Origin of the sequence: Acidovorax sp. (assembly GCF_046294525.1) — a bacterium.
Lineage (GTDB): Bacteria > Pseudomonadota > Gammaproteobacteria > Burkholderiales > Burkholderiaceae_C > Acidovorax.
Genome location: NZ_JBKBKQ010000023.1, coordinates 36094 through 60584, shown reverse-complemented (window position 1 = coordinate 60584; position 24491 = coordinate 36094). Strand labels below are relative to the sequence as shown.

The 24491-nt window shown below is 67.7% G+C and carries 25 protein-coding genes; 11 read left to right on the top strand and 14 right to left on the bottom strand.

The window, feature by feature from the left end:
- Nucleotides 1-14: 14 nt before the first annotated feature.
- Nucleotides 15-902 (bottom strand): LysR family transcriptional regulator ArgP, encoded by an 888-nt coding sequence (locus ACK4HJ_RS18290; RefSeq protein WP_409834216.1) that lies wholly within the window; start codon nucleotides 900-902, stop codon nucleotides 15-17.
- A 77-nt stretch (nucleotides 903-979) separates the two neighbouring features.
- On the opposite strand from ACK4HJ_RS18290, the gene ACK4HJ_RS18285 reads away from it, so the two are divergent.
- On the top strand, nucleotides 980-1588 hold the full coding sequence (locus ACK4HJ_RS18285) for a LysE/ArgO family amino acid transporter (protein WP_409834214.1): 609 nt from the start codon (nucleotides 980-982) through the stop codon (nucleotides 1586-1588).
- Between the two features lie 89 nt (nucleotides 1589-1677).
- A complete protein-coding gene (locus ACK4HJ_RS18280; RefSeq protein WP_409834212.1) occupies nucleotides 1678-3258 on the top strand; it encodes an ABC transporter substrate-binding protein in 1581 nt (526 codons plus the stop codon).
- A gap of 75 nt (nucleotides 3259-3333) precedes the next feature.
- Here the strand turns inward: ACK4HJ_RS18280 and ACK4HJ_RS18275 are convergent, their stop codons facing one another.
- From ACK4HJ_RS18275 to ACK4HJ_RS18265, 3 genes are all read right to left on the bottom strand, one after another.
- Nucleotides 3334-3957 carry a glutathione S-transferase family protein gene (locus ACK4HJ_RS18275; RefSeq protein WP_409834210.1) on the bottom strand — a complete coding sequence of 208 codons (624 nt, stop codon included), beginning with the start codon at nucleotides 3955-3957 and terminating at the stop codon, nucleotides 3334-3336.
- Between the two features lie 75 nt (nucleotides 3958-4032).
- Nucleotides 4033-5010, bottom strand: a complete 978-nt coding sequence (locus ACK4HJ_RS18270; RefSeq protein WP_409834208.1) for a 2-dehydropantoate 2-reductase — start codon at nucleotides 5008-5010, stop codon at nucleotides 4033-4035.
- A gap of 34 nt (nucleotides 5011-5044) precedes the next feature.
- Nucleotides 5045-5875: an aldolase/citrate lyase family protein gene (locus ACK4HJ_RS18265; protein WP_409834207.1), complete on the bottom strand. Its 831-nt coding sequence runs from the start codon at nucleotides 5873-5875 to the stop codon at nucleotides 5045-5047.
- A 116-nt stretch (nucleotides 5876-5991) separates the two neighbouring features.
- On the opposite strand from ACK4HJ_RS18265, the gene radA reads away from it, so the two are divergent.
- The 7 genes from radA (at nucleotide 5992) to ACK4HJ_RS18230 (ending at nucleotide 12334) form a co-directional block, all read left to right on the top strand.
- On the top strand, nucleotides 5992-7371 hold the full coding sequence (radA, locus tag ACK4HJ_RS18260) for a DNA repair protein RadA (RefSeq protein WP_409834205.1): 1380 nt from the start codon (nucleotides 5992-5994) through the stop codon (nucleotides 7369-7371).
- 49 nt (nucleotides 7372-7420) lie between these two features.
- A complete protein-coding gene (locus ACK4HJ_RS18255) occupies nucleotides 7421-7858 on the top strand; it encodes a glycerate kinase (RefSeq protein ID WP_409834203.1) in 438 nt (145 codons plus the stop codon).
- Nucleotides 7859-7898: 40 nt separating this feature from the next.
- On the top strand, nucleotides 7899-8837 hold the full coding sequence (locus ACK4HJ_RS18250) for a branched-chain amino acid transaminase (RefSeq protein WP_409834201.1): 939 nt from the start codon (nucleotides 7899-7901) through the stop codon (nucleotides 8835-8837).
- Nucleotides 8838-8842: 5 nt separating this feature from the next.
- Nucleotides 8843-9049: a zinc-finger domain-containing protein gene (locus tag ACK4HJ_RS18245; RefSeq protein ID WP_291506764.1), complete on the top strand. Its 207-nt coding sequence runs from the start codon at nucleotides 8843-8845 to the stop codon at nucleotides 9047-9049.
- Nucleotides 9050-9076: 27 nt separating this feature from the next.
- Nucleotides 9077-9892 carry a glycosyltransferase family 2 protein gene (locus tag ACK4HJ_RS18240; protein ID WP_409834199.1) on the top strand — a complete coding sequence of 272 codons (816 nt, stop codon included), beginning with the start codon at nucleotides 9077-9079 and terminating at the stop codon, nucleotides 9890-9892.
- A 35-nt stretch (nucleotides 9893-9927) separates the two neighbouring features.
- Nucleotides 9928-11178 carry an O-antigen ligase family protein gene (locus ACK4HJ_RS18235; RefSeq protein WP_409834197.1) on the top strand — a complete coding sequence of 417 codons (1251 nt, stop codon included), beginning with the start codon at nucleotides 9928-9930 and terminating at the stop codon, nucleotides 11176-11178.
- Nucleotides 11179-11359: 181 nt separating this feature from the next.
- A complete protein-coding gene (locus ACK4HJ_RS18230) occupies nucleotides 11360-12334 on the top strand; it encodes a glycosyltransferase (protein WP_409834195.1) in 975 nt (324 codons plus the stop codon).
- An 84-nt stretch (nucleotides 12335-12418) separates the two neighbouring features.
- Here the strand turns inward: ACK4HJ_RS18230 and ACK4HJ_RS18225 are convergent, their stop codons facing one another.
- Complete coding sequence (locus ACK4HJ_RS18225; protein ID WP_409834193.1) at nucleotides 12419-13516, bottom strand: NAD(P)H-dependent flavin oxidoreductase; 1098 nt, start codon at nucleotides 13514-13516, stop codon at nucleotides 12419-12421.
- A gap of 22 nt (nucleotides 13517-13538) precedes the next feature.
- Complete coding sequence (locus ACK4HJ_RS18220) at nucleotides 13539-14423, bottom strand: LysR family transcriptional regulator (protein ID WP_409834191.1); 885 nt, start codon at nucleotides 14421-14423, stop codon at nucleotides 13539-13541.
- A gap of 54 nt (nucleotides 14424-14477) precedes the next feature.
- Here ACK4HJ_RS18220 and ACK4HJ_RS18215 point away from each other — a divergent pair, with 54 nt between their 5' ends.
- Nucleotides 14478-15734, top strand: a complete 1257-nt coding sequence (locus ACK4HJ_RS18215) for a YbfB/YjiJ family MFS transporter (protein ID WP_409834189.1) — start codon at nucleotides 14478-14480, stop codon at nucleotides 15732-15734.
- 18 nt (nucleotides 15735-15752) lie between these two features.
- Here ACK4HJ_RS18215 and ACK4HJ_RS18210 read toward each other — a convergent pair whose 3' ends face one another.
- The 3 genes from ACK4HJ_RS18210 to ACK4HJ_RS18200 form a co-directional block, all read right to left on the bottom strand.
- The gene (locus tag ACK4HJ_RS18210) at nucleotides 15753-17015 is read right to left on the bottom strand and encodes an ATP-binding protein (RefSeq protein WP_409834187.1); all 1263 of its coding nucleotides are present in this window, start codon (nucleotides 17013-17015) and stop codon (nucleotides 15753-15755) included.
- A gap of 16 nt (nucleotides 17016-17031) precedes the next feature.
- The gene (locus ACK4HJ_RS18205) at nucleotides 17032-17754 is read right to left on the bottom strand and encodes a response regulator (protein ID WP_409834185.1); all 723 of its coding nucleotides are present in this window, start codon (nucleotides 17752-17754) and stop codon (nucleotides 17032-17034) included.
- 147 nt (nucleotides 17755-17901) lie between these two features.
- On the bottom strand, nucleotides 17902-19299 hold the full coding sequence (locus ACK4HJ_RS18200) for an AmpG family muropeptide MFS transporter (RefSeq protein WP_409834184.1): 1398 nt from the start codon (nucleotides 19297-19299) through the stop codon (nucleotides 17902-17904).
- Between the two features lie 132 nt (nucleotides 19300-19431).
- Between ACK4HJ_RS18200 and ACK4HJ_RS18195 the strand changes: the two genes are divergently transcribed.
- Complete coding sequence (locus ACK4HJ_RS18195) at nucleotides 19432-20283, top strand: M48 family metallopeptidase (RefSeq protein ID WP_409834182.1); 852 nt, start codon at nucleotides 19432-19434, stop codon at nucleotides 20281-20283.
- Nucleotides 20284-20367: 84 nt separating this feature from the next.
- On the opposite strand, the gene ACK4HJ_RS18190 is transcribed toward ACK4HJ_RS18195, so the two are convergent.
- From ACK4HJ_RS18190 to ACK4HJ_RS18170, 5 genes are all read right to left on the bottom strand, one after another.
- Nucleotides 20368-21006, bottom strand: coding sequence for an MBL fold metallo-hydrolase (locus tag ACK4HJ_RS18190; RefSeq protein WP_409834180.1), 639 nt, complete (start codon nucleotides 21004-21006; stop codon nucleotides 20368-20370).
- A gap of 170 nt (nucleotides 21007-21176) precedes the next feature.
- Entirely contained in the window at nucleotides 21177-21791 is a 615-nt protein-coding gene (locus tag ACK4HJ_RS18185; RefSeq protein WP_409834178.1) for a chemotaxis protein CheC, read from the bottom strand.
- A gap of 1 nt (nucleotide 21792) precedes the next feature.
- Complete coding sequence (locus ACK4HJ_RS18180) at nucleotides 21793-22155, bottom strand: response regulator (RefSeq protein ID WP_409834176.1); 363 nt, start codon at nucleotides 22153-22155, stop codon at nucleotides 21793-21795.
- A gap of 21 nt (nucleotides 22156-22176) precedes the next feature.
- On the bottom strand, nucleotides 22177-23403 hold the full coding sequence (locus tag ACK4HJ_RS18175; RefSeq protein WP_409834174.1) for a diguanylate cyclase: 1227 nt from the start codon (nucleotides 23401-23403) through the stop codon (nucleotides 22177-22179).
- 392 nt (nucleotides 23404-23795) lie between these two features.
- Nucleotides 23796-24206 (bottom strand): molybdopterin-dependent oxidoreductase, encoded by a 411-nt coding sequence (locus ACK4HJ_RS18170; protein ID WP_409834172.1) that lies wholly within the window; start codon nucleotides 24204-24206, stop codon nucleotides 23796-23798.
- Between the last annotated feature and the right edge of the window lie 285 nt (nucleotides 24207-24491).

The following is a 24491-nucleotide window of genomic DNA, read 5'->3' as shown; positions in this document are numbered from 1 at the left end:
TCGCCGCCTTTCTTTCAGCGCAGAAGCGTCAGCGCCGCCGCCTTCTGCACTGCCTGCGTCATGTGCTGCAACGCCTGCACATTCAGGCGCCAGCATTGCCAGTAAAGCGGCACATCCACGGGCTTGTTCGCAATCAGCTCGACCAGGGCACCAGTCTTCAGGTCATCCTCGACCAGTGGGTCGGGCGTCATGCCCCAGCCCAGGCTGGCGCGGGTGGCTTTCACGAAGGCATGCGCCTCGGGCAGCCAATGCACGGGTGGCGCCAGTTTGCGGCGCGTGACGCGGCTCACGAAACGCGCCTGCAGCGCATCCTTGCGGTTGAACACGAGCATGGGCGCCTGCGCCAGCGTGGCGGCATTCACCCCTTGGGCAAAGTGCCGCTGCATGAAGGCCGGGGTGGCCAGCGCGCGGTAGCGCAGCGTGCCCAGCGGCAGCACCTGGCAACCCTGCACGGGCTGCGGATCGGCCGTCACCGCGGCCATCACGCGGCCCTCGCGCAGCAGGTTGGCCGAATGGTCCTGGTCTTCCACGTGGATGTCGAAGGTGATGGCCTGCCCCTCGGCCGCCTGCGCCATGGCGTGGGGGAACCAGGTGGCCAGCGAGTCGGCATTCACCCCAATCGCCAGCCGCGTGGTGCTGTGCTGCCCGCCGCCAATGGTGGCCAGCGCGTCGGCCTCGCTCAGCGCCACCTCGCGCGCATGGCGGTACAGCGCCTGGCCCGCCTCGGTGGGCGTGCAGGGCGTGGCGCGGCGCACCAGCACCTGGCCCACACGCTCTTCCAGCAGCTTGATGCGCTGCGAAACCGCCGAGCGTGTGACATGCAGCACGGCCGCCGCCCGCTCGAAGCTGCCCTCATCGATCACCGTGGCAAAGGCGTTGAGCTGGGCGGAGTCGAGTTGCATAGGTGGTTAGCCATTCTGACGGATCGTTAAAAAGTATAGCTGGCGTCAACGCATGCGCTTGGCCAGAATCCGTGCCCATGGTCTCCACTGCCTTCGTTCACGGTTTCACTTCCACCGCCATGCTCATCATGGCCATTGGCGCGCAAAACGCTTTCGTGCTGCGCCAGGGCCTGCGGCGCGAGCATGTGCTGCCCGTGGTGCTGGTGTGTGCGCTGTCGGACGCGGTGCTGCTGCAGGTGGGCGTGTGGGGCATGGGTGGCGTGCTGCTGGCGCGGCCTGAATGGGCGCAGTTCATGCGTTGGGCGGGTGCGCTGTTCCTGCTGATGTATGCGGCACAAACGGCCGCGCGGGCGCTGCGCCCGGGCCAGTTGGTGGTCGCCACCAGCGGCCCCGGCACCAGCCTGCGCACCACGCTAGCCACTGTGGCGGCGCTCACCTGGCTCAACCCGCATGTCTACCTGGACACCGTGGTGCTGCTGGGCACCATGGCCACGCCCTACCCGGCGTGGGGGCGTGCGCTGTTTGCGGCCGGGGGCTCGCTGGCCAGCGCGCTGTGGTTCTTGTTGATCGGCCTGGGTGCCCGTTGGCTGGCGCCGCTGTTTGCGAGCCCGGCGGCGTGGCGGGTGCTGGACGGGGTGACGGCCGCCACCATGCTGGTGCTGGCGGGGGTGATGGCTCTAAGCTAAGAACGATAAGTTCGTTCCCTTGGGGTGCCGCTTGGGGGATAGTGCGGCGATTCAGCATTTTTCTGGCGTTTCTGCCTATCTTCCCCTCCATGCGCTTCAAACACCTTCTGCTCGCCGCTGCCGTTGTTGCGGCCCTGCCCCTGGCCGCACAGGCCAAGACCTTCCGCTGGTCCCGCTCGGTGGACATTTCCACCTGGGACATCCACACCCAGAACGTGGGCGTGAACAACACCATGCACGGCGCGGTGTACGACACGCTGGTGGAATACAACAGCAAGACCTTCAAGCCCGAGCCGTCGCTCGCCACCGAGTGGAAGCTCATCAAGCCCACGCAGCTGCGCCTCACGCTGCGCCGCGGCGTGAAGTTCAGCGACGGCAGCGAGTTCACGGCCGAGGATGCCAAGTTCTCGCTGGAGCGAGCCAAGGCCAAGACTTCCAACTTCGCCGTCTACACGCAGGGCATCGACCGGGTCGAGAAAATCGATGCCTACACCATCGACATCCACTCCGACCTGCCCAACCCCGTGCTGGTGAACCAGCTCACCGAGCTGCGCATCATGAGCAAGGCATGGGCCGAGAAGAACAAGTCAGCGGAGCCCAAGGACATCAAGACCAAGGACGAAACCTTTGCCCACCGCAACGCGCTGGGCACTGGCCCCTACCAGCTCAAGCAGTGGACGCCCGACCAGCGCGTGGTGCTGGAGCCCAACCCGCACTGGTGGGGCAAGGGCAAGTACCCCACCAACCTGACCGAGATCATCTACACCCCCATCAAGGCCGATGCCACGCGCACGGCGGCGCTGTTGTCGGGTGAGGTGGACTTCGTGATCGACCCCAGCCTGCAAGATCTGGCGCGCATCAAGCAGACGCCCAACCTGCAGGTGCTCGAAGGGCCGGAGTACCGCACCATCTTCCTGGGCCTGGACCAGTTCCGCGACGAACTGCCCAGCTCGGACGTGAAGGGTAAGAACCCGCTGAAGGACCTGCGCGTGCGCAAGGCGCTGTACCAGGCCATCGACATCCAGTCCATCCAGCGCGTGGTGCTGCGCGGGCTGGCCCAGCCCACCGGCACGCTGATCGCGAACCAGGTGAACGGCTGGACCAAGAAGGCCGATGTGCGCTACCCCTACGACCCCAAGGCCGCGCAAAAGCTGCTGGCGGACGCGGGCTACCCCAACGGGTTTGAGGTGGACTTTGCGTGCAGCGCGGGTCGCTACATCAACGACGAGCAGCTGTGCCAGGCCATCACCGCGCACTGGGCCAAGGTGGGCGTGAAGGCCAAGCTGCGCTCGCTGCCGTTTGCCACCTACTTCCCGATGATCCAGCGCAACGAAGCCAGCATCTACCTGCTGGGCTGGGGTGTGCCCACGTTCGACGCTTTCTACAGCCTGCAGTCGCTGGTGCGCTCACCTGGCGCGGGCGGGGATGGCAACTTCAACCTGGGCCGCTTCTCCGACCCGCAGATGGATGCGCTGATCGAGCGCGTGAAGAAGGAAACGGACACCGCCACGCGCAACGGCCTGATCGAGCAGGCGCTGATCAAGGAGCATGAGCTGGTGTCGCACATCCCGCTGTACAACCAGGTGATCCCGTGGGCGGGGGCGAAGAAGGTGGAGATCATCCACCGCGCGGACAACCGCATCGACTGGCGGTATCTGAAGGTGAATTGATCGCCGTCGCCAGCAAAAAGCCCCGGTGCTTCCAATCAGAAGCACCGGGGCTTTTTTACGTCCGCTGGCTGCGTATCAGGCCAGTGCGCGCTGCACCGCAGGCCGCTGCAGCATGCGCTGCGTGTGCGCGAACACCTTCGGGAACTGGGTTATGTCCACGCCATCGCTCTTCAGCCACGTGCCGATGGTGAACAGGTAGCCGTCAGCCACCGTGTATTGCTCTCCCATCACCCAGGGGCCCTGTTCCGCCTGCGGCAGGTAGTGGCTTTCGATGAGGTTGAAGCACTCCGTCATGTTTTGCGGCACCTTGCGCTGCATCGCGGCCTGGGCCTCGGGCTCGTCGGCCCAGCGGCTGGCGCGGGGGCGGTGGGCGTGGGCAATGTGCACGGTGGACGCGAGGTAGCTGTGGAACTCCTGCAGGCGCGCAAAGCCGTGGGCGTCGGCCGGGGCCAGGCGGGCTGCAGGAAAACTCTGCGCCACAAAGGCCAGCAGGGCCGGGGTTTCGGTCAGCGTGCCCTGCGGCGTGGCCAGCGCGGGCACGCGGCCCTTGGGGTTCACGGCCAGGTATTCGGGCGTGCGCTGCTGGCCTGCGGCGAAGTCCACGCGGACCAGTTCGTAGGCAGCGCCCGCTTCTTCCAAAGCGATGCGCACGGCCTGCGCGCAGGTGCCGGGGGTGTAATACAGCGTGAGTGTGGTCATGGTTAAGTTGCTATTAAATATGTAGCTTATAAGGCAATAGGGTTGAGCGCAGACGGCCTTTTTGGCTTGAAGTTTTTAGTACAGGCCGCGCGTGCGCGCCATCAGGCGCACCAGGCCCAGCAGCGCGTCGGTGTGCGGGGTGGGCATGGCGGTGATCTGGCCCAGCTCGCGCACGGCGCCCACCAGGGCGTCGATCTCCATGGGTTTGTTCGCTTCCACGTCCTGCAGCATCGAGGTCTTGAACGCGCCTAGCTTGCGCGTGACGGCGTGGCGGTCTTCGGGCTGCTGGTCAATCGGCAGGCCCAGCTTTTCGCCGATGGCCTTGGCCTCCAGCATCACCGCGCTGACAAAGCCGCGCACCAGGTCGTCGTCCAGGATGCGGTCGGTGGTGGCGCCGGTGAGCGCGCTGATGGGGTTCATGGTCAGGTTGCCCCAGAGCTTGAACCAGATGTCCTTCTGGATGCAGCCGCTCACCTCCACATCGATGCCGCCGCGCTGCAGCGTGTCGGCCAGTGCCTGCAGGCGCTGGCTGCGGCTGCCGTCAGGCTCGCCAACGATCAGGCGGTTGCCGAAGTGCTGTTTGACAAAGCCCGGTGCCTCGAGCGAGCAGCTGGTGTGCACCACGCTGCCCACCACGTTCCGCGTGGGGATGGCTTTGGCAATGACGCCGCCCGCGTCCACGGATTCGAGGGCATGGCCCTTTGCCGCGCCACCAAAGCCGTCGAGAAACCACCACGGCACGCCGTTCATGGCGGTGAGCACGATGGTGTCGGGTCCGATCAGCGGTGCCATGGCACGCGCCACGTCAGGCAGGCCCGGGGCCTTGACGGCGACCACCACCAGGTCCTGCACGCCCAGGGCTGCCGGGTCGTTGTGGGCCGTGACGGCCACCTGCGCCAGCGTGCCGTCGGGGCGGCGCAGGCGCAAGCCATCGGCCTGGAGGGCGCGCAGCGTGTCACCGCGCGCCGCCATGCTGACGGTATGGCCTGCTTGCGCCAGGGCCACGCCCAGCCAGCCGCCGATGGCGCCGGCGCCGTAAATACATGCTTTCATGAATGTCTGTCCTTGGGTCTGAAAGGAAAAAAGCTCAGTAGCCTGCGGGCTGGGTGGGGGCGGCGTCGGTCGCGCCGCGATAGCGTGCCAGGAGATCCTGCGCAGCGCTCACCAGCAGCATGGTGTCCACGCCCACGGCCACAAACAGCGCGCCTGCTGCCAGCCACTGGCGCGCCTGCGATTCGGTGGTGGCAAGGATGCCCGGGGCCTTGCCCGCGCGCAGTATGCGCGCGATGCCGTCGTGGATGGCGGCCTGCACATCGGGGTGCCCCGGGTTGCCCGGGTGGCCCATCGACGCGGACAAATCGGCGGGGCCGATGAACACGCCGTCCACGCCGGGGGTGGCGGCAATCGCATCGAGGTTGGCCATGGCCTCCACCGTCTCGGCCTGCACCAGCAGGCACACCTGCTGGTTGGCCTCGTGCACATAGCGGGGGTAGGCCTGCCAGCGCGAAGACCGGGCCAGCGGGCTGCCCATGCCGCGCACGCCCTCCGGCGGGTAGCGCATGGCGCGCGCCAGCTGCTGCGCCTGCGCCGGCGTGTCCACCATGGGCACCAGCACGGTCTGCGCGCCCAGCTCCAGCACCTGCTTGATGAGCGCCGTCTCGCCCACCGACACCCGCACGATGGGGTGGGGCGCGGGCGTGCCCGGCGGCAGGGCGCTGGCGGCACTGGCGATGGCCTGCAGCTGGTGGAGCATGGAGCGCAGGTCGTTGGGCGCGTGCTCGCCATCGACCAGCAGCCAGTCGTAGCCGGTGCCCGCGAGGATCTCTGCGCTGTAGGCGTTGGCCAGCCCGAGCCAGAGGCCGATTTGCGCCTGGCCCTGGGCCATGGCCTGTTTGAAGCGGTTGGTGGGTGTCTGCAATCTGAACTCCGTGCGGCGTTGCCCAGCCCGCCATCGTACGGGCTGTGGCCAAGCCGAGTGGACGTGGCCGCTATAGTCGGCTGCCCCGCTTTTGAGTCCGCCCACCCCCACCCACCATGGCCAAAGAAAAAACCACGTTCACCTGCACCGAATGCGGCGGCACCAGCCCGCGCTGGCTGGGCAAATGCCCGGCCTGCGGCGCCTGGAACACGCTGATCGAGCAGGTGGCCGAGGCCGGGCCGGGCAAGAACCGCCTGAGCGCGCCGCAAGGCTATGCGGGTTTGGTCAACGCGCAGCCCGTCCTGCCGCTGGCGGCCATCGAGGCCCAGGACGTGGCCCGCACCCCCAGCGGCATTGACGAGCTGGACCGCGTGCTGGGCGGCGGCATTGTGGAGGGCGGCGTGGTGCTCATCGGGGGCGACCCGGGCATTGGCAAATCCACCCTGCTGCTGCAGGCCATGGACGCCCTGCAGCGCGTGGGACTGCCGACCCTGTATGTGACGGGTGAGGAGAGCGGCGCCCAGGTGGCGTTGCGCTCGCGCCGGCTGGGCATCGAGGGCAGCCAAGTGCAGCTGCTGGCCGAAATCCAGCTGGAAAAGATTCTGGCGACGGTGGACGCTACCCAACCGGCCGTGGTCGTCATCGACTCCATCCAGACCACGTACTCCGACCAGCTCACCAGCGCACCGGGCTCGGTCGCCCAGGTGCGTGAATGCGCGGCGCACCTCACGCGCATGGCCAAGGGCACGGGCATCGCGGTCATCCTGGTGGGCCATGTGACCAAGGAGGGCGCGCTGGCCGGCCCGCGTGTGCTGGAGCACATGGTGGACACGGTGCTGTACTTCGAAGGCGACACACACAGCCAGTTCCGCCTGGTGCGCGCCATCAAGAACCGCTTTGGCGCCGTCAACGAGATCGGCGTGTTTGCGATGACCGAAAAGGGTCTCAAAGGCGTGAGCAACCCCAGCGCCATCTTCCTCTCCCAGCACACCGAGCCCGTGCCGGGCAGCTGTGTGATGGTGACGCTGGAGGGTACGCGACCCCTGCTGGTGGAAATCCAGGCCCTGGTGGACAGCGGCGGCCCCAGCCCCCGACGCTTGAGTGTGGGCCTGGACAAGGACCGCCTGGCCATGCTGCTGGCCGTGCTGCACCGCCACGCGGGTGTGGCCTGCATGGACCAGGATGTGTTTGTGAACGCCGTGGGCGGGGTGCGCATCAGCGAACCCGCGGCCGACCTGGCCGTGATGTTGTCGATCACCAGCAGTCTTCGCGGCAAACCGCTGCCCCGGGGCTTCATTGCGTTTGGCGAAGTGGGCCTGGCGGGCGAGGTGCGCCCCGCACCACGCGGGCAAGAGCGCCTGAAGGAGGCTGCGAAGCTGGGCTTCAGCGTGGCCGTGGTGCCCAAAGCCAACGCGCCCAAAAAACCCATCGAAGGCCTCACCATCCACGCCGTGGAGCGGGTGGAAGAAGCCATGAACGTGGTGCGGGGACTGTAAGCAATGCCCACAGCTTCAGACGTATGAGCCCGTAAGACAATCTCCCCCCATGAATCTGCGCAATATCCTCGTGCCCCTGGGGCTGGTGGCCCTGGTGGTTTTTGGTTTCAACGCTTACGGCTGGCCGGGTGTGGCCGCCGTGGCAGGCGGCGTGGTCATGTGGGGGCTGCTGCATTTCACGCGGCTCATGAACGTGATGAGGAAGGCTGCCAACCGGCCGATGGGCTATGTGGGCAGCGCCGTCATGCTCAACGCGCGGCTGCGCCCCGGGGTCAATCTGATGCACGTGGTGGCCATGACCCAGTCGCTGGGCGAGCAGCTGTCCGAGCCGAACGCCGACGCCGAGGTGTACCGCTGGAAGGACGGAACAGAGTCAACCGTGACCTGCGAATTCCGCCACGGCAAGCTGGTGAAGTGGGGGCTGGCGCGACCCGCACCCGCCGCCGAGGAGGCGCAGGACGCCGGATCGCCTCCGGCGGGCCCGTAAAATCGCGGGTTTGCGACCTTCCAGCAATAAAAGGACCCCCATGAGCCCCGTAGTTCCCTCGATGGCCGACCGTGACGGCAAGATCTGGATGGATGGCCAGATGGTTGACTGGCGCGATGCCAAGATCCACGTACTGACCCACACCCTGCACTACGGCTGCGGCGCCTTCGAAGGCGTGCGCGCGTACAAGACGGCTGACGGCACGGCGATCTTCCGCCTGGAAGAGCACACCGACCGCCTCTTCAACAGCGCCAAGATCCTGCGCATGAAGATCCCGTTCACCAAGGAAGAAGTTAACGAGGCCCAAAAGGCCGTGGTGCGCGAGAACAAGCTCGAATCCTGCTACCTGCGCCCGTTGACCTGGATCGGCTCGCAAAAGCTGGGTGTTTCCCCCAAGGGCAACCAGATCCATCTGATGGTCGCCGCCTGGGCCTGGGGCGCGTATCTGGGCGAAGAGGGCATGAAGCGCGGCATTCGCGTGAAGACCAGCAGCTATACGCGCCACCACGTCAACATCACCATGACGCAGGCCAAGGCGGTGAGCAACTACACCAACTCCATCCTGGCCAATATGGAAGCGCTGGACGACGGCTACGACGAAGCCCTGCTGCTCGACAGCTCCGGCTTCGTGTCCGAGGGCGCGGGCGAGAACATCTTTGTGATCAAGAACGGCGTGATCTACACGCCCGACCTGTCGGCCGGCGCGCTCAACGGCATCACCCGCAACACGGTGTTCCACATCGCCAAGGATCTGGGCCTGGAGATCGTCCAGAAGCGCATCACGCGCGACGAGGTATACATCGCCGACGAAGCCTTCTTCACCGGCACGGCCGCTGAAGTCACGCCCATCCGCGAACTCGACCGCATCGAGCTGGGCAGCGGTTCGCGCGGTCCGATCACCGAAAAAATCCAGAGCGCCTTCTTCGACATCGTGAACGGCCGCAATCCCAAGTACGCCCACTGGCTGAGCAAGGTCTGAAGAACATGTCCCAAGCTACCGTAGAACTCCTGGCCAAGGACCTGAATGCCCAGGGCGGCGTTTTTTGCCCCAGCCCCAAGGCCGACATGAAAATCTGGAACACCCACCCCAAGGTGTACCTGGACGTGGCCCGCACGGGCGAGGCCAAGTGCCCGTACTGCGGCACCGTCTATCGCCTGAAAGCGGGCGAACATGTCCACGCCGGGCACTGACCGGTTGACCCACCGATTGATTGGTTGATGCCAGTTGCAACCGGCGGCGCAGCGGCGCTGCCCACGTTGACCGTGGCGGTGCTGACCCACAACGAGGCGCACCGCATTGAAGCCTGCCTGAAGAGCGCCGCCTTTGCCGACCAACTGCTGGTGGTGGACAGCGGCAGCACCGACGCCACGGTTGCCATCGCCCGGCGCCTGGGTGCCGAAGTCCACAGCCACCCTGACTGGCAGGGCTTTGCCGTGCAGCGCAACCGGCTGCTGGCCCATGCGCGCGGCGACTACATCTTCTTTCTCGATGCAGACGAAGTGATGACACCCGCGTTTGCGCAGGAATTGCAGGCCATCGTGCGCTCGGGCGAGCGGGCCGTGTGGTCCATCCGCTGGCGCATGGTGGCCTACGGGCATGAGCTGAAGTACTTCCGCGCGCAGTCGCAGATCGAGCGGCTGTTCGTGCGCAGCATGGTGGCGCAGTACACCGGCGTGGTGCACGAGCAGGCCGAGCTGCACCCCCAGCCCGGCGGCGCCCCGGTGCCGCGCCGCCTGATCCGCGCGCGGCTGCTGCACTACTCGCGCACGACCGTGCGCGGCAGCCTGGAAAAGCTCACCCAGTACGTGATGCTGGGCGCCGCCAAGCGGGCCGAGGACGGCAAGCGCGGCGGAGTGCTGCGTGGGCTGGCTTCAGGCACGTCGATGTTTGTGCGGCTGTACTTCTTTCGCCTGGGTTTTCTGTGTGGCGGAGCCGGGTTTCTGTATTGCTTCTTCGTGGCGCTGGAAGGCTTCTTCCGCTATGCCGCGTTGCACTATGACCGCGACAGCCTGACGGGCAGGGTGGTGCGCTGATGGCGGCGGTGGAGCAGCAGCTTCAACACCAGAATGTGCGCCACAAGTGGTTTCGGCGCTGCGCCAGCATCGGCGCGTTTCTGGTGCCGGGCCTGGCGCTGTGGCTGCCTTCAGGCTACTCGTACGGCGCCGTGCTGCTGCTGCTGGCGGCGCTGACCAGTGCGCCGGCATGGGGGCGCCAGCCTGCGCCACGCGTGGCCTGGTGGCTCTCGGCGGCCTTTGCCTGCATGGCCGCGGTGTGGATGCTGGACATCGGCCCCACCTGGGGCTGGGGCAGCATGGACCGGCCACTCAAGTACCTGCTCGCCTTGCCGTGCATCTTCTACCTGATGGTGTTCGAGCCACGGGCATCCTGGCTGTGGATGGGTATCGCCGTGGGCGCTGTGGGCAGCGGTCTGGTGTCCCTCTACCAGGTTTTCTGGATGCACCTGCCGCGTGCCAACGGCTACACCAACGCGATTCAGTACGGCAACCTGAGCATGTTGCTGGCCGTGATGAGCGGCTTGCTGTTGGTGGTGCAGTGGCGGCGCTGGGTCGCCTGGCAGCGGGCGCTGCTGCTCGCGGCCGTGGCGCTGGGTGTCACGGGCTCTCTGCTGTCCCAATCCCGCGGGGGCTGGCTGGCCCTGGTGCTGCTGGTGCCCGTGTGCGCCTGGCTGCTGGTGCACACCACCGGGCAGCGGCGTGTGTATTGGGGCCTGTGTGGGCTGGCCGTGGTGGCCGCCATCATGTCGCAGGTGCCCGCCGTGGAGCAGCGCGTGGACGAGGCGAGGCTGGAAGTGCAGGGCTACAAGGAACACGGCGAAGGCCGCAACTCGGTGGGCCACCGGCTGGCCCACTGGCGTCTGGCTTGGGACATGGGCTGGGACCGCCCGCTCACCGGATGGGGCCGAGCGGGCTATGAGGCCGAGAAGAAACGCCGCGTGGCGGCCGGCCAGGCCCACCCCATCGTCCTGGAGTTCAGCCATGCCCACAATGAGGTGCTGGACCTGTTCGTCAAGCGCGGCCTGCCCGGCGTGCTGCTGCTGATGGTTTTTTATGGCATTCCGCTGGCGATGTTCTGGCCCACGGCGCAGCGCATCCGCGATGCCCAGGGCAAGATGGACCGCGAAGCCCTGTCGCTGTGCCTGGTAGGCGTGATGCTGCCGCTGTCGTACATCGGCTTTGGCCTCACGCAGGTGTTTCTGGCCCACAACAGCGGCAACATGTTCTACCTGTTCATGTGCCCCCTGGTGCTGGCGGCGCTGCACCAGCGCCGCGCCCGCCTGGGCTGCCCCCGTCCGGTCTAGATGAAGCACCCCCTGAGTCGCTTCGCGCCTTCCCCCTCTCTCGCCTTGCGCTGCAAGTCGGGAGGGGGACGCAGCCCTCGCTGCGGGGCGGCCATTGCTCGGCCGCACTGGGCTGGCTCCTTCGGTCTGCATCGTTGCGGGCGGTACTGAGCGCCACAGACTCCTGAGAGAGATACTCCCCATGCACATCCTGCTGGTCAACAACTCCCCCATCCCCGTCTACGGCTACGGCGGCACAGAGCGCGTGATCTGGGACCTGGGCAAGACCCTGGTGCAGCAGGGCCACCGTGTGAGCTACCTGGTGCCCGAGGGCTCCACCTGCGACTTTGGCCAGGTGCTGCCCATCCGGCCCGACGAACCCTGGGAGGGCCAGATCCCGGCCGACGTGGACATCACCCACTTCCAGTTCAACCCGCGCACCGAGCTGGCCAAGCCTTACCTGGTGACCGAACATGGCAATGCGCGCAAGCCCAAGCCGCTGCCGCGCAACACCGTGTTCCTCTCGCGCGACCATGCGGCGCGGTATGGCTCCAGCGAGTTCGTCTACAACGGGCTGGACTGGTCGGGCTACGGCCCGGTCGATTTCAGCCTGCCGCGCTTGCGTTACCACTTCCTGGGCAAGGCGGCCTGGGGCGTGAAGAACGTGCGCGGCGCCATCAAGGTGGCCAAGCTCGCGGGCGTGGAGCTGGACGTGCTGGGCGGCGACCGCATCAACTTCAAGCGCGGCTTCCGCTGGACGCTGTCGCGCAAGATCCACTTCCACGGCATGGTGGGCGGCACGCAGAAGACGGGCCTGCTCAACGCCTCGCGCGGGCTGATCTTTCCCGTGCGCTGGCACGAGCCTTTCGGGCTGGCGGTGATCGAGAGCCTGTACTTCGGCTGCCCGGTGTTCTCCACGCCTTACGGGGCGCTGCCCGAGCTGGTGCCCCTGCACTGCGGCGTGCTGTCGGCCGAAGCAGCCGTGCTGGCCGAGGCGGTGCGCAACAACCGCTTTGATGCCCGCGCCTGCCACCAGCATGTGGTGGAGCACTTTGGCGCCGAGCGCATGGCGCGCAACTACCTGCGCATGTACGAGCGCGTGCTGGCGGGCGAAACCCTGAATGCGCAGGCCCCGGTCATCCAAGGCCCGGCGCGCGAGCTGCCCTGGAAGAACTGACGGGACAGGGCCCAAAATCGTGGTCAAAATGGCCGTTTGCGCGCAATGGATAAGCGCAAGCAGCTATTAAAAATATAGCAAATCTCAGGCGCTGGCTGCCTGTAGCTCCTGCGCCAGCATCGCCACCAGCTCGGCCGCAGGCATGGGCCGCACCTGGGCCACGCCCTGGCCTGCCCACAGCGACAAATGATCGGCCCGGCCCGCCTGGGCTGCGGCGCGGCGCAGTGCGCCCGTGAGCGCGTTCTGCACGGGGTAGGGGGGCACGCTGCGCTCGTCGGCCCGCAGGGCATCCATCATGGTGTTGACGATGCCCCGCGCGGGCCGTCCCGAAAAGATGCGCGTGGTGCGGGTGTCCGTGGGCCCCGCCTGCGTCAGCGCCTGGCGGTAGGCGGGGCCGATGCCCGACTCGGGGCAGGTCAGGAACGCCGTGCCCATCTGCACCGCCTGGGCGCCCAGGGCCAGAGCCCCTGCAATGCCGCGCCCGTCCATGATGCCGCCCGCCGCGATGATGGGCGTGGACGGCAGCGCGGCCACACACTGGCGCACCAGCGTCAGCGTGCCCAGCATGCTGGCCTCGAAGTCGTCCACCGACGGCCCGGCCGCAGGCGGCGCCTCGTGGCCGGGCGACAGAAAGGTGCCCCGGTGCCCGCCCGATTCCATGCCCGAGGCGCAGACCGCATCCGCTCCCACGGCGACCCAGGCGCGCGCTTCGGCCACGGTGGTGGCGGTGCCGATCACTGTGCTGCCCACAGCCTGCAGCCGCGCCACCTGCTCGGCCGAGAGGATGCCGAAGGTGAAGCTGGCCACCACCGGGCGTGCGGCCACCAGGGCCTCGAACTGCGCGCCGAAGTCCTCGCACCACTGCGCGGGCCGCTCGGGCACAAGTCCGAATTCGGCATAGAACGGCGCCAGGCGCTGCAGCGCGGCCAACACCGTGGCCTCGTCGGGGGTGGGCGTGGCCTGCACGAACAGGTTCATGCCAAAGGGCCGGTCGGTGCGGCGGCGCACCTCGGCGGCGGCCTCGGCCATGGCGGCGGGCGAGCGCATGCCGCAGCCCAGCATGCCCAGGCCGCCAGCCTGCGACACGGCAGCCGCGAGTGCAGGCGTGTCCGAGCCCGTCATGGGGCCCTGGATGATGGGCAGGGCAAGGCCCAGGCGGGTGGTGAGAGGGAACGAAGGCATGGGCAACTCCTGGTGAGATGGTTCAGGCGATGGAAGGGGCAGGGCGGGCTACGCTGGCCAACAGCGCCGCCCGCAGGGCCTGCAGCGCAGGCGACTGGTAGCCGCGCCGCGTGACCAGCACCGTGTCGCAACGGCCCAGCGGCACCCACCGCAGGGCGGGCGGCTCGCGCATCAGGTCGATCACGGCCTGCGGCACCACGCCCGCGCAGCGCCCGGCAGCCACACAGGCCAGGATGGCGTGGTACGAGGCCAGCTCCAGCACGCGGGGCGGGCTGCCGCTTTTTTGCTGCAAGAAGGACTCGCCCATGCGGCGGTAGGTGCAGCCGTTGCTGAACGCGGCCAGGGTGTCCAGTTGCAGGTCCTGCGGCGTGTGCACAGGCGGGTGGTCGGCGGGCAGTGCCAGCAGCAGGGGTTCGGTGAACATGGCGGTGTGTTCCACGGGCGCGTCGGCATCGATGCCCGGCGGCGGCCAAGCCACCAGCGCGCAGTCGATCTGGTGGGCCAGCACCTGCTCCACCAGCTGGCGCGAGGGCGCAGTGGACAGCTCCAGCACCAGCCCCGGCCACTGCGCGTGCAGCTGCGCCAGCGGCTGGGGCAGGCGCGCGGCGGCTGTGCTTTCCATGGCGCCCAGGCGCAGGCGGCCGCCGGGCTCGTGGGGGTGTACCGACTGGCGGGCCTCCTCGGCCAGTGCCAGCAGGCGGTCGGCATAGCCGTGCAGCGATTCGCCCGCAGGCGTGGGCACCATGCGCTTGCCCTCGCGCAGGAACAGCGTGGCACCCAGCTGTTCTTCGAGCTGCTGCACGCGCGTGGTCACGTTGGACTGCACCCGGCCCAGCCGTTCGGCCGCGCGGGTCACGCTGCCTTCCTGCGCCACGGCGCGGAAAATCTCCAGGGCGGTGAGGTCCATGAATATTCTCTTTGTGAGATGATTTAAATAAAATATATCTCAAAAAAGAATCGTATGCGCGAACCTGACCGCCTGGAACCCCCCACCGCCTTGCCCCTGCCGCAGCGCCCGCTGGCGGTGGCACTGGCGGGCATGGCCGCGTTGGCCGTGGCCATGGGCATCGGGCGGTTTGCATTCACGCCGCTGCTGCCCATGATGCTGCACGATGGTGTGGTGACGCTCGCGGGCGGCAGCTGGCTGGCCACGGCCAACTACCTGGGCTATCTGATCGGCGCGCTGGCCTGCATGGCGCTGCCCTGGGTGGCGCCGCGTGCGCGGCAGCGGTGGCATGCGGTGCGGCTGGCGCGCTGGGGGCTGGCCGCCACGGTGCTGCTCACGCTGGGCATGGCACTGCCGTTGCCGGGCGCCTGGCCCGCGCTGCGCTTTGCGGCGGGCGTGGCCAGTGCGCTGGTGTTCCTCAATGTCTCGGTGTGGTGCATGGTGCGGCTGGTGGCGCTGGGCCAGGCGGCACTGGGCGGCCTGATCTTTTGCGGGCCCGGGTTGGGCATTGTGCTCACGGGGCTGTCGGCCAGTGCCATGGTGGCCCTGAGCTGGCCCGCCGCCGCCGGGTGGGCGGTGTTTGGTGTGCTGAGCGTGGGCCTGTGCGCCGCCATCTGGCCCGTGCTGCAGGGCCTGGCCTTGCCAGCCCCTGCGGCTGCAGCGCAGACATCAGGCCTTGCGCTGCCGGGCCAGGGCCCGCTGGCGCGCACGGGGCTCACGCTGGCGTATGGACTGGCAGGGCTGGGCTACATCGTCACGGCCACTTTTTTGCCCGTGATTGCGCGCGCCGCGCTGCCTGCCGGGTCGCCTTGGCCCGACCTGTTCTGGCCGCTGTTTGGCGTGGGCGTGGCGCTGGGGGCGTTGCTGTCCACGCGCACACCGGCCGCGTGGGACCGGCGCTGGCTGCTCATGGCAGCCTATGCGGTGCAGGCCGGGGCCATCGCGCTCAGCCTGGTGTGGCCAGGGCCTCTGGGTTTTGCTCTGGGCAGCCTGCTGCTGGGCCTGCCGTTCACCGCCATCACCTTCTATGCGCTGCAGGAGGCGCGGCGGGTGTGGCCCGCAGCGGGCGACAGTTTTCCGGGCCTGCTCACTGCCGCCTACGGCATCGGCCAGATCGTGGGCCCGCCCATGGTGGCCTGGATGCTGCACCACGCGGCCACGCAGGGCCAGGGGTTTGTGTACGGGCTGGCCGTGGCGGCGGCGGCGCTGGTGCTGGGGGCGGTGGTTTATGCGGCCATGGCGTGGCGGTGGCCATTGCCCACGGGGCACTGAACGTAGCCAGTGCCCGGGTCAGTGGGCTTCAGGAGCCAGTGGCAGGGTCAACACAAAACAGGCGCCGTGGTCGCCATCGGGCCGGTCCTGGCAGTGCACGGTACCCTGGTGGCGCCCGGCGATCGAGCGCACCAGCGCCAGCCCCAGGCCCACGCCGCCTGCGCGTTCGCTGGCGCCGGGCAGGCGATAGAAGGGCTCGAAGATGCGCTCGCGCTGGGCGGGCGGCACGCCGGGGCCGTGGTCGCACACGTGCACCTCGGCGCGGCCGTGGCGGCGGTGTACCACCACGGTGATCTCGCCCGTGCTGTAGCGGCGCGCATTCTCCAGCAGGTTGCGGATGGCCCGGCGCAGCAGCTTGGCCACCCCGCGCACCTCCAGCGAATCGGGGCTTGCGCTCACGTCCAGGTCGGCGTCCACCCGGGCGCATTCTTCGGCGGCCAGGCCGATCAGATCCACCAGCTCCACCGTGCCCACATCGGCCTCGCGCGCATCCAGGCGGCTGGCCAGCAGGATCTCGTCCACCAGCTGGTCCAGTTCGGCGATGTTGCGCAGGATCTCTTCGCGGAATGCGGGCGAGGGCTGCTGGCCACCCATCAGCTCCAGCCCCATGCGGATGCGGGTGAGCGGCGAGCGCAGCTCGTGCGAGGCATTGGCCAGCAGGGATTTGTGCGACTTGACCAGGTTTTCGACGCGCTCGGCGGCGGCGTTGAACTGGCGCGCCAGGTCGGCCACCTCGTCCTGCCCCTGCTCGGGCACCCGCACCGACAGATCGCCCTCGCCAAACTTCTGCACGCTGCGCTGCAGGGCTTCGAGCCGCTGCGTGAGGCGGCGGATGATGGGATAAACCCCCACGGCCACGGCCAGGCCCACGATGCCCAGCAGCCAAAGAAAGCCAAATGGCGGCCGGGTCCAGAACGCGGCGTCGTCCTGGTTGGGGCCGCCGGGGCGGCCGCCCCGTTCGCCGCGCTCGCCCCGGGGCTGGCGCGGGGCCAGCTGCAGCACAAAGGTCTGCCCGGTGGCAGTCTCGATGCGGAACTCCGAGCCCTCGCCGGGTTCGCTGGGCTGGCGCGTGCCCAGCCCCTGCACCAGTACGTTGCCGTTGGGGTCGCGCAGCACCATCTCGCGCGAGGGGGGCACAAACGGCTGCGCGCTCTGGGCCTTTTGTTCCTCGGCCATGCGCCAGGCCCAGCCCACTGTGAGCGTCAGCACTGCAATGCCGCCGACCACGGCCAGCCAGATGCGCAGGTATAGGCGGCGGGAGAAGGGGGTGGAGAGGGACATCCTTCGCCGAGGTTCGTCAGTCTTGTTGCTTGGCGAAGACGTAGCCCACGCCCCGAACCGTCAGGATGCGGCGCGGGTTCTTGGCGTCGGCCTCAATAGCGGCGCGGATGCGGCCCATGTGCACGTCGATGCTGCGGTCAAACGCCTCCAGCTCGCGGCCGCGCACGGCCTCCATGATCTGGTCGCGCGTCAGCACGCGGCCGGCGCGCTCGGCCAGCGCGACCAGCAGGTCGAACTGGTAGGACGTGAGGTCGGCCGGCTGGCCGCCTACGGTGACAGTGCGGGCGTCGCGGTCGATCTCCAGCGAACCGAAGCGCAGCACCTGCGTGGCCGCCGCGGCGCTGCCGCCATCGGTGCGCCGGCGCAGGATGGCGCGGATGCGGGCCAGCAGCTCGCGCGGCTCGAAGGGCTTGGGCAGGTAGTCGTCGGCGCCCAGCTCCAGGCCGATGATGCGGTCCATCGGGTCGCCCTTGGCCGTGAGCATGAGCACCGGCACCTGGGCGGCGCTGCCCTGCAGCGAGCGGATGCGGCGGCACACTTCGAGGCCATCCATGTCGGGCAGCATGAGGTCCAGGATCACCAGGTCGGGCAAGGGGCCCGCGCCTTCGCCCTGCAGCTGGGCCAGGCCGCTTTTGCCATCGGCGCGGTGGGTGACCTGCAGGCCCGACTGGGCCAGGTACTCGCCCACCATCTGTGCGAGGCGGGCGTCGTCTTCAATCATCAGCAGTTGCGAGCTCATGGCGGCAGTGTAGTGGGGGCTCCAGGCAGAGGGGCCATGCTCGCGCGGGGGCGTCTCCCCGTGTTGAAGCCTCCGTAAAGTTGCGGTAAACCGCTGCCGGCAGGACTGTGCTTGATTGCTGCAAAATTTATAGCTATTGGCGCTTGGCTATAAAGCGCCAGAGGCTGTTTTGAGTCTGGATGCCAGCCACACCAGCGCCAGCACCGGCACCCCCAGCAAAGCGGTGGCGGTGAAGAACTGGGCATAGCCGAACGCGTCCACGTAGCTGCCCGAGAAGCCCGCCACAAACTTTGGCAGCAGCAGCATCATCGAGCTGAACAGCGCGTACTGCGTGGCCGAGTAGCTCACGTTGGTCAGACTCGACAGGTACGCGATGAACGCGGCCGATGCGATGCCGCTGGCCAGGTTGTCGGCCGACACCACGGCGATGAGCGCGGTCACATCGTGTCCGTGGCCCGCCAGCCACGCAAACAGCAGGTTGCTGGCCGCGCTCAGGATGGCGCCCAGCATCAGGATGCGCATCACGCCAAAACGCATGGACAAAACGCCGCCCACAAAAGCGCCGACCAGCGTCATGATGACGCCGTACACCTTGGTCACGGCGGCCACCTCGTCCTTGGTGAAGCCCATGTCCACGTAAAACGGGTTGGCCATGATGCCCATCACCACGTCGCTGATGCGGTACACGGCGATGAGCGCGAGGATCAGCGCCGCGTGCCAGCCGTAGCGGCGCAGAAAGTCTGCAAACGGGGCTACCAATGCGCCCTGGATCCATTCCACCGCGTTCTTGGCGGGCGGCAACTGCACAGGCACTGGCTCGCGCGAGAACAGCACGGTGACGATGCCCACGGCCATCGACGCCGCCATCACCAGATAGGCCATTTGCCAGGCCCCGTTCTGGTACGCAGCCACGCCCTGCAGCACGGCCTGGGCCGCCGCGGGCGCCACCTCGGCGCGGGCTGCAATCCACAGCACGCCCGCCCCGGCCCAGATCATCGCCAACCGATACCCCGTCTGGTACGAGGCCGCCAGCGCCGCCTGGTGGTTCGCATCGGCGGATTCGATGCGGAACGCGTCGAGTGCAATGTCCTGCGTGGCCGACCCAAACGCTACGGCCAGCGCACACCACACGATGGGGCCCAGCGTCTGGCGCGGGTCGGCCAGCGCCATGCCGACCAGGCCCGCCACGATCACGGCTTGCGATAGCAGCAGCCAGCTGCGCCGCCGCCCGAGGGCACGGGTCAGCATCGGGATGGGCATGCGGTCCACCAGCGGTGCCCACACCCACTTGAAGCCGTAGGCCAGCCCCACCCAGCTGAGATACCCGATGGTGCTGCGGTCGATGCCTGCCTCGCGCAGCCGGAACGAGAGCGTGCCCAACACCAGCAGCAGCGGCAGCCCGGCGGCAAAACCCAGGGTCAGCATGCGCAGGCTGGCGGGCTCCAGGTACACGCGCAGGGTCTGCAGCCAGGGGGTGCGGGCGGGTGCTGTGGTGGGGGCGGCGCTGGCGGGGGCGGGGGCAGAAGTGGTGGAGGTGTCTGACATGGGCGGGCAGGGGTTTTGTCTATCATCGCTGGCACCCTTGTTGCCTAGCCTGGCTACCCCCATCTGGGCCGCAGGCTCTGGTGCAGACTGGGTCCGTCAGCGCCGCCCATTATTCCTTCAGGTGATTCCGGTATGTGCCTCTTTTGCCCCACGCCTTCTGCTGCCCCATCGTCCCCCTGGTCCGCGCGCCGGGGCTTTCTGCTGGCTGCGGGCGCTGCAGCGGCCACGCCTGTGCTGGCGCAGGTGGACGTGGGCTCGTCCTCCAGCCTGCGCAAGCTGGTGCCGGCTGAGACGCTGGAGCAGTCGGCCGCACAGCAGTACCGCCAGATGCTGGAGCAGGCCCGCGCCAAGCGCGCGCTGGCGCCCGACAACCACCCCCAGTTGCAGCGCCTGCACGCCATCGCCAAGCGGCTGATCCCCTTTGCCGCGCCGTGGAACGACCGCGCCAAGCAATGGCGCTGGGAGGTCAACCTGATCGGCAGCTCGCAGATCAACGCGTTCTGCATGCCCGGCGGCAAGATCGCCTTCTACACCGGCATCCTCGACCAGCTCAAGCTCACCGACGACGAGGCCGCCATGATCATGGGCCACGAAATGGCCCACGCCCTGCGCGAGCATGCGCGTGAGCGCATTGCCAAGACGCAGGGCACCAACCTGGCGCTGCGCCTGGGCTCGCAGCTGTTGGGCCTGGGCGACCTGGGCCAGGCGGCGGCGGGGCTGGGCGGGCAACTGCTGACGCTGCAGTTCAGCCGGTCGGACGAGAGCGACGCCGACCTGGTGGGCCTGGAGCTGGCCGCACGTGCCGGGTATGACCCGGCTGCCTCTGTGAGCCTGTGGCAGAAGATGGGCAATGCCAGCGGCAACAAGCAGGGGGGGCTGGCGTTTTTGTCCACCCACCCATCGGGGCCCGCGCGCATCAAGGAGCTGCAGGCGAACGTGCCCAAGGTGCAGGGGCTGTACGAGGCGGCGCGGCGCAACGGTTGAGTGCGCGGCAGCCAACGTTACTCCAATTTTGATAGCTGCTAGCGCTTGCTGTATAAGCGCTAGCGGCTAAAAACACCCAAATTTTCAGGTCCCGCCCACATACGGGTTGCTTTTGCGCTCCCGGCCAAACGTGCTTTCCGGCCCGTGTCCGGGGATGAACACCGTCTGGTCTCCCATGGGCCACAGGCGCTCTGTGATGCTGTTAATCAAGTCCTGGTGATTGCCTTGCGGAAAATCCGTGCGGCCGATGCTGCCGGCAAACAGCACATCGCCCACAAAGGCGCGGTCGATCTGCGGCGCATGGAACACCACATGCCCCGGCGTGTGCCCGGGGCAGTGGCGCACGTTCAAGGTCTCGTTGCCGATCTGCACGGTGTCGCCGTCGCGCAGCCAGCGCGTGGGCGTGAAGTGCTGTGCAGGCGGAAACCCGAACATCGCGCTTTGCTGTGGCAGCCCGTCGATCCAGAACTGATCGCCAGAGTGCGGCCCCACGATGGGCAGCGACAGCCGCTCGGCCAGCTCGCCCGTGCCGCCCGCGTGGTCGATGTGCGCGTGGGTGAGCCAGATCTGGTCAAGCGTGATGCCGAGGCGCCTGGCTTCAGCCAGCAGCACCTCCAGATCGCCGCCGGGGTCGATGACGGCTGCCTTCTGGGTGGCGTCACACCACACAAGCGAGGCGTTCTGTTGAAACGCAGTAACGGGGACGGTGATGTAGCGGAGCATGGATGTCTTGGGGCGTTGCCCGGCGCGCGGGCGTTTGGACTTGCAGGCGCGGCGTGCATGGGTGGCGCACAAGGCGCTGCCCTTGTACAGCCCATGCGGCGCAAAGGGGCCAAGTTTCGCACAGCGTTTGCGCAAGGGTGCGCCCCGCCCGGACCGTCTGGTGGCTTCGGTCAGTCCAGGTCTTCGGGCCGCCCCAGCAGCCGGTTGATGGCAGAGCGCAGCCCCTCCAGGGACGTGGTGTTGAGCACAAACACCACAAAGCCCTCGATCTGGCTGCTCAGCAATTCGAAGCGGATGTGCAGAAACACCACCAGGTGGTTCTGGATGCGCGTGCCCAGGATGGTGCGGCTGTCGCCGGTGTCGATGCTGGGCGGGCTGAGCTCGAATTCGCTGCCCAGCAGGTCGGCCAGGGCTGCAATGCAGGCGTTCAGCATCACGTTGCCGACTTCGGTCATGGCGTCCTGCTCGATGGCGCTCAGGTCTTCACTGGGCACGCTTTGGCCGGCAACGATGCGCACGATCTCCAGGCTCTTGTTGCCCGGAAAGATGAGCAGTGCGTCGCCGTTGAACACGCCCCGAAACGGCTGGCGCACGCCATACATCGGGCGCTCAGCGGCACCCAGCTGCTGGGCGGCTTCGCTCACGGTGAGGATGCTGACATGCGGCACCGACAGCAGCACCTCGTCGCGCATGAGGTTGCCCATGGCCGCCGCGGCCTTGCCCACGCCGATGTTGAAGATTTCGCTGAGCGCGTCGACTTGATCGGCATCTAGCTGGATGGGCATGTCAGGCTCCTGCCAAGGCTGCGAGCTGCGCTACTGCAGCGGCGGTGATGGGCTTGGCTATGAACGCCATACCCGCCTCCTCGATGCGCTCCTGCAGTACCGACTGCACGTTGGCGGTGAGGATGGCGATGGGGACATTGGGCAGGATCTTGCGCAGCGCCAGCGCTGCCTCCAGGCCGTTCATTCCATGCATGTTGAAGTCCATCGATACCAGATCGACGGGCTGGCTCTGGGCCAGTTGCAGGGCCTCCTCGCCACTGCTGGCATGCACGATGGTCCAATCCGGATGGGCCTGTGCGACCAGCCCTTGCAGGATAAGCCGGGACATGCGGCTGTCATCAACAATCAATAGTCGGATGCTCATGGCGTGCACTCTGTGGTGGTTTCAAGGTTGTCGGATGGCGGGCTCGCAGGCAAGCACTTTGTTGCGGCCTGAAGCCTTGGCGCGGTAGAGGGCGCCGTCGGCGTCGGCCAGCAGGGGCTCGATGCCCGCGTGGGTGAGCTCCATCTCGGCGATGCCGATGGAGACGGTCAGCGGCAGCGGCTGGCCGTCGGGCGCTGACAGGGGCATTCGCGCGAGCGCGTCGCGGATGCGCTCCGCGATCTTGAAGGCGCTGCTGGTGGAGGAATGGGGCAGCAGCGCTGCAAACTCCTCCCCGCCCAGGCGCCCCAGCAGGTCGGCATCGCGCTGGGCACTGCCAATGGCCTGCGCGCAGGCGCGCAGCGCGGCATCGCCGGTCTGGTGGCCGTGATGGTCATTGATGCGCTTGAAATGGTCGATGTCGATCATCAGCACCGTGCACGGCTGTGCATGGCGGCGGCAATGGTCGAACAGGGCGGTGCCGCCTTCCATGAACGCGCGCCGGTTGAGCAGCCCGGTGAGGGCATCGCGCGTGGCCAGCTCGCGCAACTGCGATTCGAGCTCCTTGTGGCGGCTGATGTCAAAGCCCCACAGCAGGTGCGCCAGGCGCCCATCCACCTCGATAAGCCGTGCCGACAGGGAGCGCCAGCTGGGGTGCTGCTCGCCGATCTGCGCCTCCAGCGCGTCGACCTGGCCGTACTGGTCCAGCGCCTGCATGAGGCTTTCGCCCACCGCGGGGTCGTGCAGCAGCTGGTGCAGGAACAGGGTGCCGGGTGGGGCCTTGAGCCCCAGGCGCTCGGTCAGCTGGTGGTTCATGAAGTGCACCTTGCCGCTTTCCACGTCGGTCAGCACCACATCGCTGGGGCTGGTGTCCAGGATGAAGCTCAGCAGTGCACGGCCTTCCTCGATCTTGCGTGTGCGGCTGGCCACGCGCACTTCCAGCTGGCGATTGGCCTGCGCCAGCTGTTGCGCCAAGGCGCGGGCCTGGCGCGCGTTGCGCACCAGGCGCCAGACCAGGAGCGCTGTGCCGGCCAACAGGCTGCCCAGCACGGCACTGAGCAGCTTGAAGCGGTCATGCAACTGCTGTCGCGCGCGGTCGGTCTCCTGTGTGTTGAGCAGGTGCACCGCCGCCACCGCCTTGCGGACAGTGTCGAGCTGGGCGTCCGACGCGCCGACGATGTCTGCTGCGACAGCAGCCCCGTCGGCGCTTGCAGCGCCCAGCCGTTGCGCCCAGCCCTCGGCCTGGTGCAATAGGTCGTCCAGGTTGCGCGCGGTGTGGGGCAGTGCATCGCGCAGCTGGGTGCTGATGCGGGGTGCCTGTGCGGAGGTGTCCAGCGTGCTGAGCAGAACGTCCAGGCGCCTGCAGTTCGCTCGGTGACGCGCCGTGGTCCGCCACGTTGTGTGCCAGCAGGCTCACCCGTGCCAGCTCGCTGTGGACGCTGGAGACATACCACAGGTCGCTTTGCTGGTAGGGCTGTGCCAGCTGCTGGGTCTGGCGCACCGTCCACCACAAGGTCATGGATGTCGCCAGCGCCATGGCGACCACGACGGCCAGAAGCCCGTAGGTGCCTGCCCGCTGTCGCGTGGAAGTGTCTGCGCCCGCAGGGGCTGGAGGCGGTGCTTGCGGGCGCGGTGGTGAGGGCTTAGCGGACGGAGATTGCATTGACCTGCCAGATGGTGCGGTTGAGGTACTCCTGTGTCTGCAGCTGTGGGTGGCCATCAAAGGGGTAGATCAGGATCAGCGGGCCCTTGTCGCGGATCCCCATGCGCTGGTGGTTACGGCTGTACGCCACGATGGGGTCGTAGCGCACGAGGTCACTCCACGGTATGCGGATGGAATAGTCATTCAGCGCAGTGAGCTGGATGTGGCTGTGCTCGCCCCCGCCCAGCATCTCCACCAGCTGGCGCAGCGGCACCCCTTTCCAGTGCTGCACACCGGCTAAGCCCAAGGCTGGCGGCAAGGCAGTGGTGATCGTGCGTGCGGGCAGCTTTTCAAGGCCGTTGAGGTCGCAGGCTTGCGCGGTGGCTGGCGTTGCAGCCTGCAGACGCAGCACAGCGCGGTTTTCGGGCGCATCACAGACGGAGGTGGCGCCTGCCGAGGCGGGCGCCCACAGCGCAGTCGCAGTAAACGCGGCCCATAGCCATGGTTAGAAACAAAGGGAGGCTCCTGCAGGGAGCAGGGCGTGGACAGATGGGAACTTCATCGCAACAACAACATGGGCCCGTCAGGCCTCGGTGCCCACAAGGGTGAGCCGATTTCCGGAAGTGGATGGGACAAACTATGCCGGGACGCTGCCCCGGGCAGGGGTTGCAGATGCCGCGTTATGGGGTCAATAGCC

Bases quoted from the DNA above. Each gene is read 5' to 3' on its own strand.
- ACK4HJ_RS18240 (WP_409834199.1), top strand. From the start codon at position 9,077: ATGCCAGTTGCAACCGGCGGCGCAGCGGCGCTGCCCACGTTGACCGTG.
- ACK4HJ_RS18200 (WP_409834184.1), bottom strand. From the start codon at position 19,299: ATGTCAGACACCTCCACCACTTCTGCCCCCGCCCCCGCCAGCGCCGCC.
- ACK4HJ_RS18210 (WP_409834187.1), bottom strand. From the start codon at position 17,015: ATGTCCCTCTCCACCCCCTTCTCCCGCCGCCTATACCTGCGCATCTGG.
- ACK4HJ_RS18250 (WP_409834201.1), top strand. From the start codon at position 7,899: ATGAGCCCCGTAGTTCCCTCGATGGCCGACCGTGACGGCAAGATCTGG.
- ACK4HJ_RS18285 (WP_409834214.1), top strand. From the start codon at position 980: ATGGTCTCCACTGCCTTCGTTCACGGTTTCACTTCCACCGCCATGCTC.
- ACK4HJ_RS18230 (WP_409834195.1), top strand. From the start codon at position 11,360: ATGCACATCCTGCTGGTCAACAACTCCCCCATCCCCGTCTACGGCTAC.
- radA (WP_409834205.1), top strand. From the start codon at position 5,992: ATGGCCAAAGAAAAAACCACGTTCACCTGCACCGAATGCGGCGGCACC.
- ACK4HJ_RS18280 (WP_409834212.1), top strand. From the start codon at position 1,678: ATGCGCTTCAAACACCTTCTGCTCGCCGCTGCCGTTGTTGCGGCCCTG.
- ACK4HJ_RS18220 (WP_409834191.1), bottom strand. From the start codon at position 14,423: ATGGACCTCACCGCCCTGGAGATTTTCCGCGCCGTGGCGCAGGAAGGC.
- ACK4HJ_RS18195 (WP_409834182.1), top strand. From the start codon at position 19,432: ATGTGCCTCTTTTGCCCCACGCCTTCTGCTGCCCCATCGTCCCCCTGG.
- ACK4HJ_RS18180 (WP_409834176.1), bottom strand. From the start codon at position 22,155: ATGAGCATCCGACTATTGATTGTTGATGACAGCCGCATGTCCCGGCTT.
- ACK4HJ_RS18275 (WP_409834210.1), bottom strand. From the start codon at position 3,957: ATGACCACACTCACGCTGTATTACACCCCCGGCACCTGCGCGCAGGCC.
- ACK4HJ_RS18215 (WP_409834189.1), top strand. From the start codon at position 14,478: ATGCGCGAACCTGACCGCCTGGAACCCCCCACCGCCTTGCCCCTGCCG.
- ACK4HJ_RS18270 (WP_409834208.1), bottom strand. From the start codon at position 5,010: ATGAAAGCATGTATTTACGGCGCCGGCGCCATCGGCGGCTGGCTGGGC.
- ACK4HJ_RS18245 (WP_291506764.1), top strand. From the start codon at position 8,843: ATGTCCCAAGCTACCGTAGAACTCCTGGCCAAGGACCTGAATGCCCAG.
- ACK4HJ_RS18225 (WP_409834193.1), bottom strand. From the start codon at position 13,516: ATGCCTTCGTTCCCTCTCACCACCCGCCTGGGCCTTGCCCTGCCCATC.
- ACK4HJ_RS18185 (WP_409834178.1), bottom strand. From the start codon at position 21,791: ATGCCCATCCAGCTAGATGCCGATCAAGTCGACGCGCTCAGCGAAATC.
- ACK4HJ_RS18190 (WP_409834180.1), bottom strand. From the start codon at position 21,006: ATGCTCCGCTACATCACCGTCCCCGTTACTGCGTTTCAACAGAACGCC.
- ACK4HJ_RS18290 (WP_409834216.1), bottom strand. From the start codon at position 902: ATGCAACTCGACTCCGCCCAGCTCAACGCCTTTGCCACGGTGATCGAT.
- ACK4HJ_RS18205 (WP_409834185.1), bottom strand. From the start codon at position 17,754: ATGAGCTCGCAACTGCTGATGATTGAAGACGACGCCCGCCTCGCACAG.
- ACK4HJ_RS18255 (WP_409834203.1), top strand. From the start codon at position 7,421: ATGAATCTGCGCAATATCCTCGTGCCCCTGGGGCTGGTGGCCCTGGTG.